General features: G+C 75.3%; 12 protein-coding genes and 1 pseudogene. 11 read left to right on the top strand and 2 right to left on the bottom strand.

Annotated features, from left to right (window positions below; translation table 11 throughout):
• The first annotated feature begins 161 nt into the window (after positions 1–161).
• Positions 162–3,065 (top strand): FAD-binding and (Fe-S)-binding domain-containing protein, encoded by a 2,904-nt coding sequence (locus ACIQR3_RS11705; protein WP_403537436.1) that lies wholly within the window; start codon positions 162–164, stop codon positions 3,063–3,065.
• A gap of 264 nt (positions 3,066–3,329) precedes the next feature.
• Here the strand turns inward: ACIQR3_RS11705 and ACIQR3_RS11700 are convergent, their stop codons facing one another.
• Positions 3,330–3,782, bottom strand: a complete 453-nt coding sequence (locus tag ACIQR3_RS11700) for an NUDIX hydrolase (protein WP_403537434.1) — start codon at positions 3,780–3,782, stop codon at positions 3,330–3,332.
• Between the two features lie 320 nt (positions 3,783–4,102).
• Here ACIQR3_RS11700 and ACIQR3_RS11695 point away from each other — a divergent pair, with 320 nt between their 5' ends.
• The 10 genes and pseudogenes from ACIQR3_RS11695 to ACIQR3_RS11650 all read left to right on the top strand — a co-directional run bounded on the left by ACIQR3_RS11695 (position 4,103) and on the right by ACIQR3_RS11650 (position 15,612).
• The gene (locus tag ACIQR3_RS11695; RefSeq protein WP_403537432.1) at positions 4,103–5,062 is read left to right on the top strand and encodes an EamA family transporter; all 960 of its coding nucleotides are present in this window, start codon (positions 4,103–4,105) and stop codon (positions 5,060–5,062) included.
• 175 nt (positions 5,063–5,237) lie between these two features.
• Entirely contained in the window at positions 5,238–6,611 is a 1,374-nt protein-coding gene (locus ACIQR3_RS11690) for a hypothetical protein (protein ID WP_403537431.1), read from the top strand.
• A gap of 207 nt (positions 6,612–6,818) precedes the next feature.
• Complete coding sequence (locus tag ACIQR3_RS11685; RefSeq protein WP_403537429.1) at positions 6,819–7,613, top strand: TIGR03084 family metal-binding protein; 795 nt, start codon at positions 6,819–6,821, stop codon at positions 7,611–7,613.
• Positions 7,610–9,355: an acyclic terpene utilization AtuA family protein gene (locus ACIQR3_RS11680; protein ID WP_403537428.1), complete on the top strand. Its 1,746-nt coding sequence runs from the start codon at positions 7,610–7,612 to the stop codon at positions 9,353–9,355. Before ACIQR3_RS11685 ends, ACIQR3_RS11680 begins: the two co-directional genes overlap by 4 nt.
• The gene (locus ACIQR3_RS11675; protein WP_403537426.1) at positions 9,352–10,950 is read left to right on the top strand and encodes an acyl-CoA carboxylase subunit beta; all 1,599 of its coding nucleotides are present in this window, start codon (positions 9,352–9,354) and stop codon (positions 10,948–10,950) included. The genes ACIQR3_RS11680 and ACIQR3_RS11675 overlap by 4 nt, the downstream gene beginning before the upstream one ends.
• Before the next feature lie 8 nt (positions 10,951–10,958).
• Positions 10,959–12,806 (top strand): biotin carboxylase N-terminal domain-containing protein, encoded by a 1,848-nt coding sequence (locus tag ACIQR3_RS11670; protein WP_403537424.1) that lies wholly within the window; start codon positions 10,959–10,961, stop codon positions 12,804–12,806.
• An 84-nt stretch (positions 12,807–12,890) separates the two neighbouring features.
• Positions 12,891–14,033: an acyl-CoA dehydrogenase family protein gene (locus ACIQR3_RS11665; RefSeq protein WP_403537422.1), complete on the top strand. Its 1,143-nt coding sequence runs from the start codon at positions 12,891–12,893 to the stop codon at positions 14,031–14,033.
• A gap of 27 nt (positions 14,034–14,060) precedes the next feature.
• Positions 14,061–14,231, top strand: a pseudogene (locus ACIQR3_RS11660) (4-coumarate--CoA ligase family protein); the annotation flags it as partial.
• Positions 14,228–14,962: an enoyl-CoA hydratase family protein gene (locus tag ACIQR3_RS11655; RefSeq protein ID WP_403537420.1), complete on the top strand. Its 735-nt coding sequence runs from the start codon at positions 14,228–14,230 to the stop codon at positions 14,960–14,962. The pseudogene ACIQR3_RS11660 and the gene ACIQR3_RS11655, both read left to right, overlap by 4 nt.
• Entirely contained in the window at positions 14,950–15,612 is a 663-nt protein-coding gene (locus ACIQR3_RS11650) for a TetR/AcrR family transcriptional regulator (RefSeq protein WP_403537418.1), read from the top strand. The genes ACIQR3_RS11655 and ACIQR3_RS11650 overlap by 13 nt, the downstream gene beginning before the upstream one ends.
• 8 nt (positions 15,613–15,620) lie before the next feature.
• Here the strand turns inward: ACIQR3_RS11650 and pdxH are convergent, their stop codons facing one another.
• Positions 15,621–16,253, bottom strand: coding sequence for a pyridoxamine 5'-phosphate oxidase (pdxH, locus tag ACIQR3_RS11645; RefSeq protein WP_403537800.1), 633 nt, complete (start codon positions 16,251–16,253; stop codon positions 15,621–15,623).
• Positions 16,254–16,450 lie beyond the last annotated feature (197 nt).

Here is a 16,450-nt window from a genome sequence, read left to right as displayed (position 1 = left end):
CCTGACGGTCACTATAAGAGACTTCGCGATCGCGTTGGGCACATTAGTGTCACGTTCTTAGCATCAGATCACAGGAACAACTACGGCAAACATGCCGGGCGTGAACGCCCCGCCCCCGGTGGCCCGAAGCCGTCCCCCGCCCGGCCGGGCATGCTGAGGGCATGACGGATGCAGCACAAGCCGGGCCCGAGCTGCGCAGGGCGCTGCGGGCGGCCGTGCGCGGCGAGGTCTCCTTCGACGCGGCCGCCCGGGCGCTGACCACCATGGACGCGTCCAACTACCGCCGGGTCCCGCTGGGCGTGGTCGCCCCGCGCGACGCCGACGACGTGGCGGCCGTACTGGAGGTGTGCCGGACCCGGGGCGTGCCGGTCGTGGCGCGCGGCGGCGGCACGTCGATCGCGGGCCAGGCGACCGGGACCGGTGTGGTCCTGGACTTCACCCGGCACATGAACCGGCTGCTCTCCCTCGACCCCGGCGCCCGTACGGCCGTCGTACAGCCCGGCCTCGTCCTGGACCGGCTCCAGGAGGCCGCCGCCCCGCACGGCCTGCGCTTCGGGCCCGATCCCGCCACGCACAGCCGGTGCACGCTCGGCGGCATGATCGGCAACAACTCGTGCGGCTCGCACTCGGTGGCGTGGGGGACGACCGCCGACAACGTCGCCGGGCTGTCGGTCCTGACCGCGCGCGGCGAACGGCTGCGGCCCGGACCGGAGTGGGCCGGGGCCCCCGCCGGGCTGCGCGCGCTGGTGGACGGCGAGCTGGCGCGGCTGCGCACCGGCTTCCCGGACCTGCCCCGCCGTATCTCCGGCTACGCCCTGGACGCCCTGCTGCCGGAGCGCGGCGCGGACGTCGCCCGCTCCTACTGCGGCTCCGAGGGCACGCTGGGCGTGCTGACCGAGGCGGTCGTCCGGCTGGTCGAGGCACCGCCCGCGCGGGCCCTGGCGGTGCTCGGCTACGGCGACGAGGGCGCGGCGGCCGAGGCGGCGGCCGGACTGCTGCCGCTGGGGCCGCTGACGGTGGAGGGGATGGCCGCCGACCTGGTGCCGGACCCGGCCGGACTGCCCAGGGGCGGGGCGTGGCTGTTCGTGGAGACCGGCGGCGCCACCCCGGCCGAGGCCCGCGCGCGGGCGGAGGCGGTGGTGCGGGCCGCCGACGTCGTGGACGCCCGCGTGGTGACCGACCCGGCCGGGCAGCGGGCGCTGTGGCGGGTACGGGAGGACGCGTCCGGTACGGCGACCAGGATGCCGGACGGCAGCGAGGCCTGGCCCGGCTGGGAGGACTGCGCGGTGCCGCCCGCCCGGCTGGGCGCCTACCTGCGCGACTTCAGGGCGCTGCTGGCCTCCCACGGGCTGCGCGGCACACCGTACGGGCACTTCGGGGACGGCTGCATCCACGTCCGGATCGACTTCGACCTGCTGACGGAGACCGGCGTCGCCCGCTTCCGGCACTTCTCCGAGGAACTGGCCGGCCTGGTCGTGGCACACGGCGGCTCCCTCTCCGGGGAGCACGGCGACGGGCAGGCGCGGGCCGAGCTGCTGCCGAGTATGTACGGCGAGGAGACGGTGGCCCTCTTCGAGCGGGCCAAGGCCGTCTGGGACCCGGACGGCCTCCTCAACCCGGGGATGCTGGTCCGCCCGGCGCCGCTCGACGCGCACCTCCGCTTCGCCGTCCTGCCGCGCGAGCCGGTGGACGTGGAGTTCGGCTACCCGGCCGACGGCGGTGACTTCTCGGCCGCGGTGCGCCGCTGCGTCGGGGTCGCCAAGTGCCGTACGACGTCGGTGTCCGGCCCGGGGGTGATGTGCCCGTCGTTCCGGGCGACGGGGGAGGAGGAGCACTCGACGCGCGGACGCGCCCGCCTGCTGCACGAGATGCTCGCCGGCGAGCTGGTGACGGACGGCTGGCGCTCCACGGAGGTCCGGGACGCCCTGGACCTGTGCCTGTCCTGCAAGGGCTGCCGCTCCGACTGCCCGGTGGGGGTCGACATGGCCACGTACAAGGCGGAGTTCCTGCACCACCACTACGCCGGCCGCCGTCGCCCGGCCGCCCACTACGCGATGGGGTGGCTGCCGGTGTGGCTGCGCTGGACGGCGCGGACCCGGACGGCCTCGGTCGTCAACACGCTGGCCCGGGTGGGGCCGCTCGCCGCGGTGGCGAAACGGCTGGGCGGGATCGCGGCGCAGCGGGAGGTGCCGCGGCTGGCGGGGGAGACGTTCAGCCGGTGGTGGCGCCGGCGCGGAGGGCCCGTCGGCGAGGGCGAGTTGGTGGTCCTGTGGCCCGACACGTTCACCGAGCACCTGTCGCCGTCCGTGGGCCGGGCGGCCGTACGGGTGCTGGAGGCGGCGGGGCTGCGGGTGGTGCTGCCGCCGACGCTGCGGGCGCGGGCCGTCGGGGACGGCGCCTCCCGGTCGGCGGCCGCCCTGCTGTCCGCCCGCCGGGGCCGGGTCTGCTGCGGACTGACGTACGTGTCGACGGGCCAACTGGACCGGGCCCGCGCGGTGCTGCGCCGCACGCTGGACCTGATGGCCCCGGTACTGGAGACGCCCGCGCCGGTCGTCGTCCTGGAGCCGAGCTGTGCCGCCGCGCTGCGCACGGACCTGCCCGAGCTGCTGCACGACGATCCGCGTGCCGCCCGGCTGGCCGCCCGCGTCCTCACCTTCGCCGAGGTGCTGGAACGCCACGCTCCCGGCTGGACCCCGCCCACCGTGGACCGTCCGGTCACCGGCCAGACCCACTGCCACCAGCACGCGGTCCTCGGCGACGCCGCCGACCGCCGGCTGCGCGCGGCGGCGGGCCTGACCGGCGAGCTGAGCGGCGGCTGCTGCGGCCTCGCGGGCGACTTCGGCTTCGAGGACGGCCACTACGAGGTCTCCGCCGCCTGCGCCGAGGAGCAGCTGCTCCCGGCGGTGCGCGAGGCGCCGGACGGGGCGGTGGTCCTGGCGGACGGCTTCTCGTGCCGGACCCAGCTGGAGCAGCTGGCGGGGGTGCGGGGGCGGCACCTGGCGGAGGTGCTGGCGGAGGGGCTGGAGGCGGGGTCGGAGGCGGGGGACGGCGGCGGCGCCGGATGACCGGCTGCGGCGGGCGGTACCGGCACGGGTACGGAGGGCAGCACGTCGGGCGCAACCGTCGAGCGAGGTGTTCATCGAGTAGGTCACGCTGCGCACGGGACATTTTCCTCGGTGCGGGCTCCTCGGTGCGGGCTCCTCGGTGCGGGCTCCTCGGTGCGGGCTCCCTCAGGGCGACCGGTTCCGACCGTATGCCCGTCCTCGTCCGACCCGTCCGTCCCGTCCGTCCCGCCCGTCCCCGCCCGGAACGCTCCCCGAAGCGGTACCTCAGGGTGACGTCTCGCCCCGTACCAGCGGACCGCACACCGGCTGGACGTCCTCGGGGAGGTCGTCCGGGGCGCACCAGCGGGCCTCCAGGATCTCGAACGGGTCGATGCGCAGCTCGCCGCCGAGCAGCCGGGCCTCGTAGGCCACCTCCAGGCGGGTGCGGAAGCCGCTGTTCAGCATGACCAGCCGGCCCGCCTCCACATCGAGGCCGGTCTCCTCCTTGACCTCGCGGACCACGGTCCGCCGGAAGTCCTCGCCCTTGTGCGCGAAACCGCTCGGCAGGCCCCACTGCCGGCCGGGCGGCCACATCCGGTGCCGGAGCAGCAGCACCCGCCCTTCGCCGTCCCGCACGACGCCGGTCACACCGACCACGAACTTAGGGTTCAGCAACCACATCAGGCGGCTCTGCACAGGGCGCAGCGCGCGCCAGAGTCGGGCGAGGAGTCGGCTCACGGGGCCTCCGGTACGGACGGGAACGGAAGAGGGTCGGACAGGCCGGGACCGCCGCCCTCGCGGACGCTACCCGGCGCGGGCGGGCGGTCCGCGCGCCGGGCGCGCGTTGACAGCCGCGTACCCGGCCCAGGACAGTTGCATGGCAGGGCTATGCGGCTGACCGGGTCCAGCGCCCTGCACTGCGCAGTACAGTGAGATGGACGCGAGTCTGTCCGTCGCCTTCACCGGTCGCCGTCACCACGTCACCCGCCATTACTCACCACCCGCCACCACCCGCCCCATCACCCGCCATCCCCGCCACCACCGTCCCCGGAGCCCCCGTGAACACCCCCAGCGCCGAGCCCGGCATACCGACCCAGGCCGCCCCCGCGACAAGCGGCGCGGCCTCGACCGGGGGAGCCCCCGGGGCGGGCCGCCGGGGCGCCCTCGGGCCGGTCGGCCTGGTCCTCGCCGGCGGGCTGTCGGTGCAGTTCGGCGGCGCGCTGGCGGTGACCCTGATGCCGAGGGCCGGCGCGCTCGGCATCGTCACGCTGCGGCTGGCCGTCGCCGCCGTGGTGCTGCTCCTGGTCTGCCGGCCCCGGCTGCGCGGACACTCCCGCGCCGACTGGGGCACGGTGATCGTCTTCGGGGCCACGATGGCCGGCATGAACGGCCTCTTCTACCAGGCGGTCGCCCGTATCCCGCTCGGCCCGGCCGTCACCCTGGAGGTCCTCGGCCCGCTCGCCCTCTCCGTGCTGGCCTCGCGCCGGGCGGTCAACCTGCTCTGGGCCGGGCTGGCCCTCGCCGGGGTGTTCCTGCTCGGCGGCGGGGGCTTCGACGGCCTCGACCCGGCGGGGGCGGCGTTCGCGCTGGGAGCGGGCGTCATGTGGGCGGCGTACATCGTGTTCAGCGCCCGTACCGGCCGCCGCTTCCCGCAGGCCGACGGGCTGGCGCTGGCGATGGCGGTGGGCGCGCTGCTCTTCCTGCCGATGGGCATCGCCGAGTCGGGCGCGAAACTGGTCGACCCGGTGACGCTGAGCCTGGGCGCGGCGGTCGCGCTGCTCTCTTCCGTCCTCCCCTACACCCTGGAACTGCTCGCCCTGCGCCGCCTGCCCGCCTCCACCTTCGCGATCCTCATGAGCCTGGAGCCCGCCCTCGCGGCCGGGGCCGGTTTCCTCGTCCTCGGCCAGGCCCTGTCCGCGATGGAGGCGGCCGCGATCGCCCTCGTCATCGCCGCGAGCCTGGGAGCGGTACGGACCCAGGTGAGCCGGGGCGGCAAACCCCCGGTCCCGGAGGCCTGAGGCCGCCCGGCACCTCGAGGCCGGGGCCCGACCGGTTCCTGGCGGCGGGCCGGCCCACCTCGGGGTGAACCGGTTCCGTGGAACGCTCGTTTCAGCGCGTATACCGGCCGTTCCACCGCCGCGGCTCACGCGGGGGTGGTGGCGACCCACGAAATTGCCGACCTCGAAGGTTGCGATGCGCGTCCCCGAGACCACCACCCGCCGCGACGGCGCCGGCCCGTCCGCCGCCCGCATGCCCGTCAGGACGCCGGCTCCCGGCGTCGCGACGCCCGCACGGGCCCTGCTGGCCCAGCAGGGCACCGCGGGCAACGCGGCGGTCGTCCAGATGCTCCGGCGGACGGGGCACTCCTGGGCCCAGCACCAGCACCAGCAGCCCCAGCACCGACACCAGCCACAGCCCCAGCCCCGGCGCGGCGCCGGTACGCCGTCGGTACAGCGCATGCTGCGCTACGACCCGGTCAAGATGAACGCCGGGTACGACGCCGACCTGTCCGACCTGTCCGACCAGTCCGGTTCCGAGCGGGGCCGCAGCCGCCCGCCGGGCCCGCGGGCCGCCCGGCCGGCATCGACGCCCCGGCCCGCCTCGCCGCCCCGGCAGGCGTCGCCGCCCGCGCCGTCACCCGCCCAGACGGCCCACGCGGCCGCGTGGCACATCGCCCTCCGTATCTGCGGGCCGCAACCGGGGGCGACGGCCCAGGAAGTGGCCGCCGTCACGGAGTTCGTGCATTCCGCGGCGGCCTGGGCCGCTCACGAGGCGAGCACCGTCGAGGTCGCGCCGCGGTCGAGGGAAGCGGCGGAGTTCGAGCACACGTTCCGCTCCACGTACGCGAGGGTGTTCGAGGAGCAGTTCGCCACCAAGGGCTGGGAGACCGAGACGGTCACGGAGTCCGCGCGCGAGGCGGCCCGGGACGCGCGTGCCGCCGTGGGGCTCGAAAGGCGGATCTCCGGCGGCCGCGGCGTGCCCGGCGTCCCCGACCTGCCCATGAACGAACTGATCGCCCCGCTGCGCACCTTCCTCAGGAAGAGCGTGGCTGACGGCGAGGCGGACGCGTACAAGGTGACGGTCAAGGCCGACCGCGGCCAGCCCTGGACCAGTCCGGGGTTCTACCGCGAGTTCGAGGTGGGGCACGTCTGGATCCAGGTGGAGACCGGCAGCGGGAGGCGCACGTCGTTCGGGTTCTACCCGGAGGCCGGCGCCGGGCCGGTGCAGAGCGTGCCCGGCATGATCCGCTGCCCCGAACCGCACGTCAGGTACACCGACAAGATCTCGGAACGCGTTCCGCTGGAGGACGTCGTCCGCGGCTACCTGGTCGCCCACCGGCGGTCCAGGGAGCCGTACAACTTCCTGCGCTACAACTGCACCAGCTTCGCGGCCGAGGTGTGGCACGCCGTGACCGGGCAGGGGCTGCCCCGGGGGATGGTGGTCTCCAACCCCGCCTCCGCGGGCAGCGGCATCTACGACGCCCACCAGCGGGCGGGCCGGCGCAGGGCGGGAGGCGCCGCCGCCGGGCCGTTCCCGTACAGCGACTCCGAGGCGAACCGCGACTGACCCCGCCCGCCCGGGGGCGTGGGTCCGTCGGCAGGTCCGCCCGGGGTGTGGGTCCGTCGGCGGGACCGCCCGGGTGGCGCGGGCCCGTCGGCAGGTCCGCCCGGCTGGCGCGGGCCCGTCGGCAGCTCCGCCCGGGGGCGCGGGTCCGCCGGAAATCAAAGCAAGCATGCTTGCTTGTTTGTGGTGCCGCTGCCATGCTCCTCTGCCATGGCCGACCCGACGCCCGTCCTCGACGACCTACGCGCCGAAAGTGCCGAACTCGACTGCCTGGTAGCCGAGTCGACCTCCGCGCAGTGGGCCCGCGCCACCCCCGCCCCCGGCTGGACCGTCGCCCACCAGATCGCCCACCTCGCCTGGACGGACCACTCCGCCCACCTCGCGGTGACCGACCCGGAGGCGTTCCGGCCCCTGGTCGAGAAGGCGCTCGCCGCACCCGGCTCCTTCGTGGACGACGGCGCGGCGGACGGCGCCCGCCTCCCGCCCGCCGAACTGCTCACCCGCTGGCGCGCGGGACGTACCGCCCTCGACCGCGCCCTGCGCGCGGCCCCGCCCGGCGCCCGGTTCCCCTGGTACGGGCCGCCCATGTCGGCCGCCTCCCTGGCCACCGCCCGCCTGATGGAGACCTGGGCGCACGGCCTGGACGTCCGCGACGCGCTCGGCGTCCCGTACACCCCCACCGACCGGATCCGGCACATCGCCTTCCTCGGGGTCCGCACCCGCGACTTCGCCCACGGCGTCCACGGGCTCCCCGCCCCCGCCGAAGCGTTCCGCGTCGAGCTGCGGGCCCCCTCCGGCGAGTGGTGGACCTACGGCCCCGAGGACGCCGCCCAGCGCGTCACCGGCCCCGCCCTCGACTTCTGCCTGCTGGTCACCCAGCGCGCCCACCGTGCCGACCTCGCCCTGCGCGCCGAGGGCCCGGACGCCGACCGCTGGCTGGACCTCGCCCAGGCGTTCGCCGGACCGCCGGGAGCGGGACGCCCCTCGAAGGGGGACGCCCGGTGACCGTCCTGCGGATCGGCAACGCCTCCGGCTTCTACGGCGACCGCTTCGACGCGATGCGGGAGATGCTCACCGACGGCCCGCTGGACGTCCTCACCGGCGACTACCTCGCCGAGCTGACCATGCTCATCCTGGCCCGGGACCGGCTGAAGGACCCCGGCGCCGGATACGCCCGCACCTTCCCGCGGCAGCTGGAGGAGTGCCTCGGCCTCGCCCACGAACGGGGCGTCAAGATCGTCACCAACGCCGGCGGGCTCGACCCGGCCGGACTCGCCGGTGCCGTACGGGAGCTGGCCGGCCGGCTCGGCATCCCGGTCCGGGTCGCGCACGTCGAGGGCGACGACCTCACCGCCGGCCACCCCGGCGCGCTGGCCGCCCACGCCTACCTGGGCGGCTTCGGCATCGCCGCCTGCCTGCGGGCGGGCGCCGACGTGGTCGTCACCGGCCGGGTCACCGACGCCGCCCTGGTCACCGGGCCCGCCGCCGCGCACTTCGGCTGGGGACCGGCCGAGTACGACCGGCTCGCGGGGGCGGTCGTCGCCGGGCACGTACTGGAGTGCGGGGCGCAGGCGACCGGCGGCAACTACGCCTTCTTCCGGGACGGCGACGTCCGCCGCCCCGGCTTCCCGCTCGCCGAACTCCACGCCGACGGCTCCTCCGTCATCACCAAGCACCCCGGCACCGGCGGCTTCGTCGACACCGGCACGGTCACCGCCCAGCTCCTGTACGAGACGGGCGGCGCCCGGTACGCCGGGCCGGACGTCACCGCCCGCCTGGACACCGTGACCCTCACGCCGGACGGCCCCGACCGGGTCCGGATCACGGGCGTACGCGGCGAGCCCCCGCCGCCCACCCTCAAGGTCGGCGTCAACCGCCTCGGCGGCTTCCGAAGCGAGGTCGTCTTCGTCCTCACCGGCCTCGACATCGAGGCCAAGGCGGCCCTCGTCCGGGAACAGCTGGAACCCGCCCTCGGCAAGGTCGCCGACGCCCGCTGGGAACTGGTGCGCACCGACCGGCCCGACGCCCCGACCGAGGAGACGGCCAGCGCCCTGCTGCGGCTCGTCGCCCGCGACGCCGACCAGCGCGCCGTCGGACGGGCGCTCAGCGGGGCGGCGGTGGAGCTGGCCCTCGCCGGCTACCCCGGCTTCCACCTCCTGGCACCCCCCGGGAAGGGCGACCCGTACGGCGTCTTCGAGGAGGCGTACGTCCCCCAGGGCGCCGTCGGCCACGTCGCCGTCCTCCCCGACGGACGCCGCGTCCCCGTACCGCCGCCCCCGCACACCGCCGCCCTCACCGGCGTACCGGAGCCGCCGCGGCCCGACCTCCCGCTGCCCGGCCATCCGCTGCCCGGCCCTCCGCTGCCCGACCTCCCGCTGCCCGGCCCGCCGCTGCCCGAACCCCTGCCGCCCGGCCCGGTCAGGAACGCGCCGCTCGGCAAGGTCGCCGGCGCCCGCAGCGGCGACAAGGGCGGTGACGCCAACGTCGGCGTCTGGGTCCGCTCCGACGACGCCTGGCGGTGGCTCGCGCACGAGCTGACCGCCGACCGGTTCCGCGAGCTGATCCCCGAGGCCCGCGACCTGCCGGTCACCCGGCACGTACTGCCCCGCCTGCGCGCCCTGAACTTCGTCGTCGAGGGCATCCTCGGCGAGGGCGCCGCCGCGCGGGCCCGCTTCGACCCGCAGGCCAAGGCGCTCGGCGAATGGCTGCGCGCCCGCCACCTGGACATCCCGGAGGTCCTGCTGTGACCGTCCTCGCCTCCGCCCTCGACCCCACCGCCCCCGACCACCGCGCCAACCGCGAGACCATGCTCGCCAAGCTCGCCGAACTGGACGCCGAGCACGCCAAGGCCCTCGCGGGCGGCGGCGAGAAGTACGTCGCACGGCACCGCGCACGCGGCAGACTCCTCGCCCGCGAACGCGTCGAACTCCTCCTCGACCCCGACACCCCCTTCCTGGAACTGTCCCCGCTGGCCGCCTGGGGCAGTGAGTACACGGTCGGCGCCTCCCTCGTCACCGGCATCGGCACGGTCGAGGGCGTCGAGTGCCTGATCACCGCCAACGACCCGACCGTGCGCGGCGGCGCCTCCAACCCCTGGTCGCTGAAGAAGGCCCTGCGCGCCCACGACATCGCCCTCGCCAACCGGCTGCCCTGCGTCAGCCTGGTCGAGTCGGGCGGCGCCGACCTCCCCGCCCAGAAGGAGATCTTCATCCCCGGCGGCGCGGTCTTCCGCGACCTCACCCGGCTGTCGGCGGCCGGCATCCCCACCGTCGCCGTCGTGTTCGGCAACTCCACGGCCGGGGGCGCGTACATCCCCGGCATGTCCGACCACGTGATCATGGTCAAGGAGCGGGCCAAGGTCTTCCTCGGCGGCCCGCCCCTGGTCAAGATGGCGACCGGCGAGGAGAGCGACGACGAGTCCCTGGGCGGCGCCGAGATGCACGCCCGCGTCTCCGGTCTCGCCGACCACTTCGCCGTCGACGAACCCGACGCCCTGCGCCAGGCCCGCCGGGTCGTCGCCCGCCTCAACCACCGCAAGGCCCACCCCGACCCGGGACCGGCCGAGCCGCCGAAGTACGACCCGGAGGACCTCCTCGGCATCGTCCCCGCCGACCTGCGCACCCCCTTCGACCCGCGCGAGGTCATCGCCCGGATCGTCGACGCCTCCGACTTCGACGAGTTCAAACCCCTGTACGGCACCAGCCTGACCACCGGCTGGGCCACCCTGCACGGCTACCCGATCGGTATCCTCGCCAACGCCCGAGGCGTCCTCTTCTCCGCCGAGTCTCAGAAGGCCGCCCAGTTCATCCAGCTCGCCGACCAGCGCGACATCCCGCTCCTCTTCCTCCACAACACCACCGGCTACATGGTCGGCAAGGAGTACGAGCAGGGCGGCATCATCAAGCACGGCGCCATGATGATCAACGCGGTCGCCAACTCCCGCGTCCCGCACCTCTCCGTCCTCCTCGGCGCCTCCTACGGCGCCGGCCACTACGGCATGTGCGGCCGCGCCTACGACCCCCGCTTCCTGTTCGCCTGGCCCAGCGCCAAGTCCGCCGTCATGGGCCCGCAGCAGCTCGCCGGCGTGCTCTCCCTCGTCGCCCGCCAGTCGGCCGCCGCGAAGGGCCGGCCGTACGACGACGAGGGCGATGCGGCGCTGCGCGCCCTGGTGGAGCAGCAGATCGAGTCCGAGTCGCTGCCGACGTTCCTGTCCGGGCGGCTCTACGACGACGGGGTCATCGACCCGCGCGACACCCGCACCGTCCTCGGCCTGTGCCTGTCCGCGATCCACACCGCCCCCTACGAGGGCGCGCGCGGCGGCTTCGGCGTCTTCCGGATGTGAGGAGCCCCATGATCACCTCAGTACTGGTCGCCAACCGCGGCGAGATCGCCTGCCGGATCTTCCGCACCTGCCGCGAGGCCGGCATCCGCACGGTCGCCGTCCACTCCGACGCCGACGAGCGGGCCCTGCACACCCGGCTGGCCGACGCGGCGGTACGGCTGCCGGGGACGGCGTCGGCCGACACCTATCTGCGCGGCGACCTGATCGTGAAGGCCGCGCTCGCCGCCGGCGCCGACGCCGTCCACCCCGGCTACGGCTTCCTCTCCGAGAACGCCGCCTTCGCCCGCGCCGTCACCGACGCCGGCCTGACCTGGATCGGCCCGCCCCCCGACGCCGTCGAGGCGATGGCGTCCAAGACCCGCGCCAAGCGACTGATGGGCGTCGAGCCCCTCGGCGAGGTCACCGAGGCCGACCTGCCGGTCCTGGTGAAGGCGGCGGCCGGCGGCGGCGGACGCGGCATGCGGGTCGTCCGGCGCCTGGCCGACCTCGACGCCGCGCTGACCGCCGCCCGCGCCGAGGCGGCGAGCGCCTTCGGGGACGGCGAGGTCTTCGTCGAGCCGTACGTCGAGCAGGGCCGCCACGTCGAGGTGCAGCTCCTCGCCGACACCCACGGCACGGTGTGGACGCTCGGCACCCGTGACTGCTCCCTCCAGCGCCGCCACCAGAAGGTGATCGAGGAGGCCCCGGCGCCGGGCCTCCCCGACGCCCTGACGCGCGAGCTGTACGAGCGGTCGGTGCGCGCCGCCCGCGCCGTCGGCTACGTGGGCGCCGGAACCGTCGAGTTCCTCGTCGCCCCCGACGGCCGGGCGCACTTCCTGGAGATGAACACCCGCCTCCAGGTCGAACACCCCGTCACCGAGGCCGTCTTCGGCCTCGACCTGGTCGCCCTCCAGCTCCGCGTCGCGGAGGGCCACGCCCTCGCCCCCGAACCCCCGCACCCGCGCGGCCACGCCGTCGAGGCCCGCCTGTACGCCGAGGACCCGGCCGCCGGCTGGACCCCGCGCACCGGCCGCCTGCACCGCCTCGCCGTCCCCGACGGCGTCCGCCTGGACACCGGTTACGCCGACGGCGACGACATCGGCGTCCACTACGACCCGCTGCTCGCCAAGGTGATCGCCCACGCCCCCACCCGCGCGGAGGCGGTCCGCCGCCTGGCCGGCGCCCTGGAACGCGCCACGATCCACGGCCCCCTCACCAACCGCGACCTGCTCGCCCGCTCCCTGCGCCACGACGACTTCACCTCCGCCCGCATGACCACGGCCTTCTACGACCGTCACCTCCCCGCCCTCACCACCCCCGCCCCCGACCCCCTGGCCCCCCTCGCCGCCGCCCTCGCCGACGCCGCCGCCCGCTCCCGCTTCGGCGGCGCCTGGCGCAACCTGCCCTCCCAGCCGCAGGTCAAGCGGTACGCCGTCGAGGGCGAGGAACACGAGGTCCGCTACCGCCACACCCGTACCGGCCCGGAAGCCGACGGCGTCCGGATCGTCCACACCGACCCCCGCCTCGTCGTCCTCGAAACGGACGGCGTACGGCGCCGCTTCGAGGTGACGTCCTACGGCGACGAGGTCCACGTCGACACCACCCGCCTCACCGCCCTCCCCCGCTTCCCCGCCCCGGAGCCCGAACACGCCCCCGGCTCCCTCCTGGCCCCCATGCCCGGCACGGTGGTCCGCGTCGCGGACGGCCTGGCCGAAGGCTCCCCGGTCGAGGCGGGCCAGCCCCTCCTCTGGCTGGAGGCCATGAAGATGGAACACCGGATCACCGCCCCGGCCACCGGCACCCTGACCTCGCTGCACGCCGTGACGGGACAACAGGTGACGGTGGGTTCTCTGCTGGCGGTAGTGGAGGCGCCCTGAAGGGGCGCGGGGCTGTATGGAACCTGCGGCTCCGCCGCGTGAGCGCGAGCAACCACCACGAAACCCGCACCCGAAGGAGCACAGATGCCCCCCGTCCTCCTCGAATCCGACGAACACAAGGCCCTCCGCCAAGCCGTGGCAACCCTCGGCGAACGCCACGGCCGCGACCACGACCGCGCGACCCTCTGGCAAGAGGCCGGCAAACTCGGCTACCTCGGCGTCAACCTCCCCGAAACCTACGGAGGAGGCGGCGGCGGCATCACGGAACTGTCGATCGTCCTGGAAGAACTCGGCGCAGCAGGCTGCCCGTTGCTCATGCTGGTCGTCTCCCCGGCCATCTGCGGCACAGTCATCACCCGCTTCGGCACGGACGCCCAGAAACAGCAGTGGCTCCCCGGCCTCGCCGACGGCACCCGCACCATGGCCTTCGGCATCACCGAACCCGACGCCGGTTCCAACAGCCACCGCATCACCACCACGGCCCGCCGCGACCCCGGCACCGGCGACTGGCTCCTCACCGGCCGCAAGGTCTTCGTCTCCGGCGTCGACATCGCCGACGCCACCCTCGTGGTCGGCCGCACCGAGGACGCCCGCACCGGCAAGCTCAAGCCCTGCCTCTTCATCGTCCCCCGGGACACCCCCGGCTTCGAGCGCCGCCGGATAGACATGGAACTGCACGCCGCCGAGAAGCAGTTCGAGCTGACCTTCGACGACGTACGCCTCCCCGCCGACGCGCTCGTCGGCGACGAGGACGCCGGTCTCCTCCAGCTCTTCGCCGGCCTCAACCCCGAACGCGTCATGACCGCCGCGTTCGCCATCGGCATGGGCCGCTACGCCCTGGCCCGCGCCGTCGAGTACGCCCGTCAACGCACCGTCTGGAACGCCCCCATCGGCGCCCACCAGGCCATCGCCCACCCCCTCGCCCAGGCCCACATCGACCTCGAACTGGCCCGCCTGATGATGGGGAAGGCGGCCCACCTCTACGACGCCGGCGACGACACGGGCGCGGGCGAGGCCGCCAACATGGCCAAGTACGCCGCCGGGGAGGCCTGTGCGAGGGCCGTCGACCAGGCCGTGCACACCCTCGGCGGCAACGGCCTCACCCGCGAGTACGGCCTCGCCTCCCTGGTCACCGCCGCCCGCGTCGCCCGGATCGCCCCGGTCAGCCGGGAAATGATCCTCAACTACGTCTCCCACCAGACCCTGGGCCTGCCCAAGTCGTACTGATGCCGGTCGTTCGGACCATGTCGCGGACACGTCGTCCGCTGCCCGGACGCGCCGCACCCGACCGAGAGCGAGGTCCTGATGTACGTCGCCGAACGCGTCGCCCCCTGCACACGCGCCCGCCGCGTCACCTTCCTCGACGGCGTCCCGCGCTCCGCCGGCGGCAGGATCCCGCGCCGAGAGCCGAGGGACCGCCCGTGACCCTGACCGTCCACCCTCGCGCCCGGGGCGTGCGGACCCTCGCCCTGGACTCCCCGGGGACCCGCAACGCCCTGTCCGCCGCCCTGGTCGGCGACCTCACCGCCGCGCTCGCGGAGACGGGTGAGGACGTCGGCGTACGGGCCGTCGTCCTCACCCACACCGGCACCACCTTCAGCGCCGGCGCCGACCTGCGCGACCCGCCCGCCCCCGAGGCGCTGGTCGCGCTGCTCCGGCGGCTCGTGGAGCTGCCCAAACCCGTCGTCGCCCGGGTCACCGGCCACGTCCGCGCGGGCGGCCTCGGGCTGCTCGCCGCCTGCGACATCGCCGCCGGGTCCACCGCGTCGACGTACGCCTTCACCGAGGTACGCGTCGGGGTGGCGCCCGCCGTCATTTCGCTGCCGCTGCTGCCCCGCGCCGACCCGCGCGCCCTGGCCCGCTACTGCCTGACCGGCGAACGCTTCGACGCCGCCGAGGCCGTCCGGACCGGCCTGCTCACGGCGGCGGGCGACGACGTGGACGCCGTACTCGCGCCGGTCCTGGACGGCCTGCGGCGGGCCTCCCCACAGGCCCTGGCCGAGACCAAACGGCTGCTCACGGCTAGGGTGCTGGAGACCTTCGACCGGGACGCGGCCGCGCTGACCGCGCTGACGGCACGGCTGTTCGCCGCCGCCGACGCCCGCGAGGGGATGACCGCCTTCCTCGAACGACGGGATCCCGCATGGGTGCTGTGACCACGACCGGCGCCGACCCCGCCCCCGGACAGAACCGCGCCCCCGCGGCGGACCGCGCCCCCAAGCAGGACCGCAGCCGGGCCACCCGGCAGCGGCTGCTCGCCGCCGCCGTGGCCTGCCTCGCCGAACACGGCTGGGCGGGCTCCACGGTCTCGGTCGTCGCACTGCGCGCCGGGGTCTCCCGCGGCGCCGCCCAGCACCACTTCCCCACCCGCGAGGACCTGTTCACCGCCGCCGTCGAGTACGTCGCCGAGGAACGCTCCCTCGCCCTGCGCGCCCTCTTCCCCGAGGGCGCCGGAGACCGCCGCGCCGTGGTCGCCGCCCTCGTCGGCCTCTACACCGGCCCCCTCTTCCGCGCCGCCCTCCACCTGTGGGTCGCCGCCTCCAACGAGGAGCAACTGCGCGGCCGGGTCACCGAACTGGAGGCGCGCGTCGGCCGCGAGGCCCACCGCATCGCCGTCGGCCTGCTGGCCGCCGACGAGACCCGCCCCGGCGTCCGGGAAACCGTCCAGGGCCTGCTCGACATGGCCCGCGGCCTGGGCCTCGCCAACCTCCTCACCGACGACACGGCCCGCCGGGAGCGGGTGGTCGCGCAGTGGGCGGCCCTGCTGGACGCCGCCCTGGACCCGGAACCCCGCGTCACGGACTGAAGCCCGCGTCACGGACCCAGCCGCTCCACCCGCCAGCCCCCGCCGTCCCCGGCGGCGACGTACCGCAGCCGGTCGTGCAGCCGGTTCTCCCGCCCCTGCCAGAACTCCACCGTCCGCGGCACCACCCGGAACCCGCCCCAGTGCGGCGGCACCGGCACCTGCTCGCCCTCCGGGTACCGGGCGGCCAGCTCGGCGTAGGCGGCGTCGAGCTCGGCCCGGGAGCCGACCACCGCCGACTGCGTACTGGCCCACGCCCCGAGCTGCGAGCCGTGCGGCCGGGTCCGGAAGTACGCGGCCGTCTCGTCCCGCCCGGTCCGCGCCGCCGTACCCGTGACGATCACCTGCCGGGCCATCGGGTGCCAGGGGAAGAGCAGCGAGACGTGCGGGTTGGCCGCCAGGTCACGGGCCTTGCGCGAGCCGTAGTTGGTGTAGAAGACGAAGCCCCGCTCGTCGAAGTGCTTCAGCAGTACCGTGCGCGAGCTGGGCCGCCCCTCCGCGTCGGCGGTCGAGACGACCATGGCGTTCGGCTCGAAGAGGCCGCCGTCCGTCGCCGCCTGCCGGAACCAGCGGGCGAACTGTTCCACGGGCGTGGCGGCCAGCCCGGTCTCCCCGAGCCCCTCGGCCCGGTACTGCTGGCGCATCGAGGCGAGATCCAGCGCGGCGGCGTGTGCGTCGGTCACGTTGTCATCTTGCCGTATCGGTACGGCCGCACGGTGTCCTTCGTCACGCCGTGGCACCCAGTGCCGCAAGCCCTCCCCGAAGGTGGCACTCAGGGATATCGTGCCGCGTACGGGGCATCACAGGGGTGGCCGCCGGGGACCGCGAGCCGGGGACGACG

The organism is Streptomyces sp. NPDC090994 (genome assembly GCF_044768905.1).
Taxonomy (GTDB): domain Bacteria; phylum Actinomycetota; class Actinomycetes; order Streptomycetales; family Streptomycetaceae; genus Streptomyces.
The sequence above is the reverse complement of the archived record's forward strand: the minus strand, read 5'-3'. Positions and strand labels throughout refer to the sequence as shown.

Excerpts from the sequence above, each read along its gene's own strand:
- ACIQR3_RS11650 (WP_403537418.1), top strand. The coding sequence starts at position 14,950 with ATGGGTGCTGTGACCACGACCGGCGCCGACCCCGCCCCCGGACAGAAC.
- ACIQR3_RS11670 (WP_403537424.1), top strand. The coding sequence starts at position 10,959 with ATGATCACCTCAGTACTGGTCGCCAACCGCGGCGAGATCGCCTGCCGG.
- ACIQR3_RS11685 (WP_403537429.1), top strand. The coding sequence starts at position 6,819 with ATGGCCGACCCGACGCCCGTCCTCGACGACCTACGCGCCGAAAGTGCC.
- ACIQR3_RS11690 (WP_403537431.1), top strand. The coding sequence starts at position 5,238 with ATGCGCGTCCCCGAGACCACCACCCGCCGCGACGGCGCCGGCCCGTCC.
- ACIQR3_RS11665 (WP_403537422.1), top strand. The coding sequence starts at position 12,891 with ATGCCCCCCGTCCTCCTCGAATCCGACGAACACAAGGCCCTCCGCCAA.
- ACIQR3_RS11705 (WP_403537436.1), top strand. The coding sequence starts at position 162 with ATGACGGATGCAGCACAAGCCGGGCCCGAGCTGCGCAGGGCGCTGCGG.
- pdxH (WP_403537800.1), bottom strand. The coding sequence starts at position 16,253 with ATGCGCCAGCAGTACCGGGCCGAGGGGCTCGGGGAGACCGGGCTGGCC.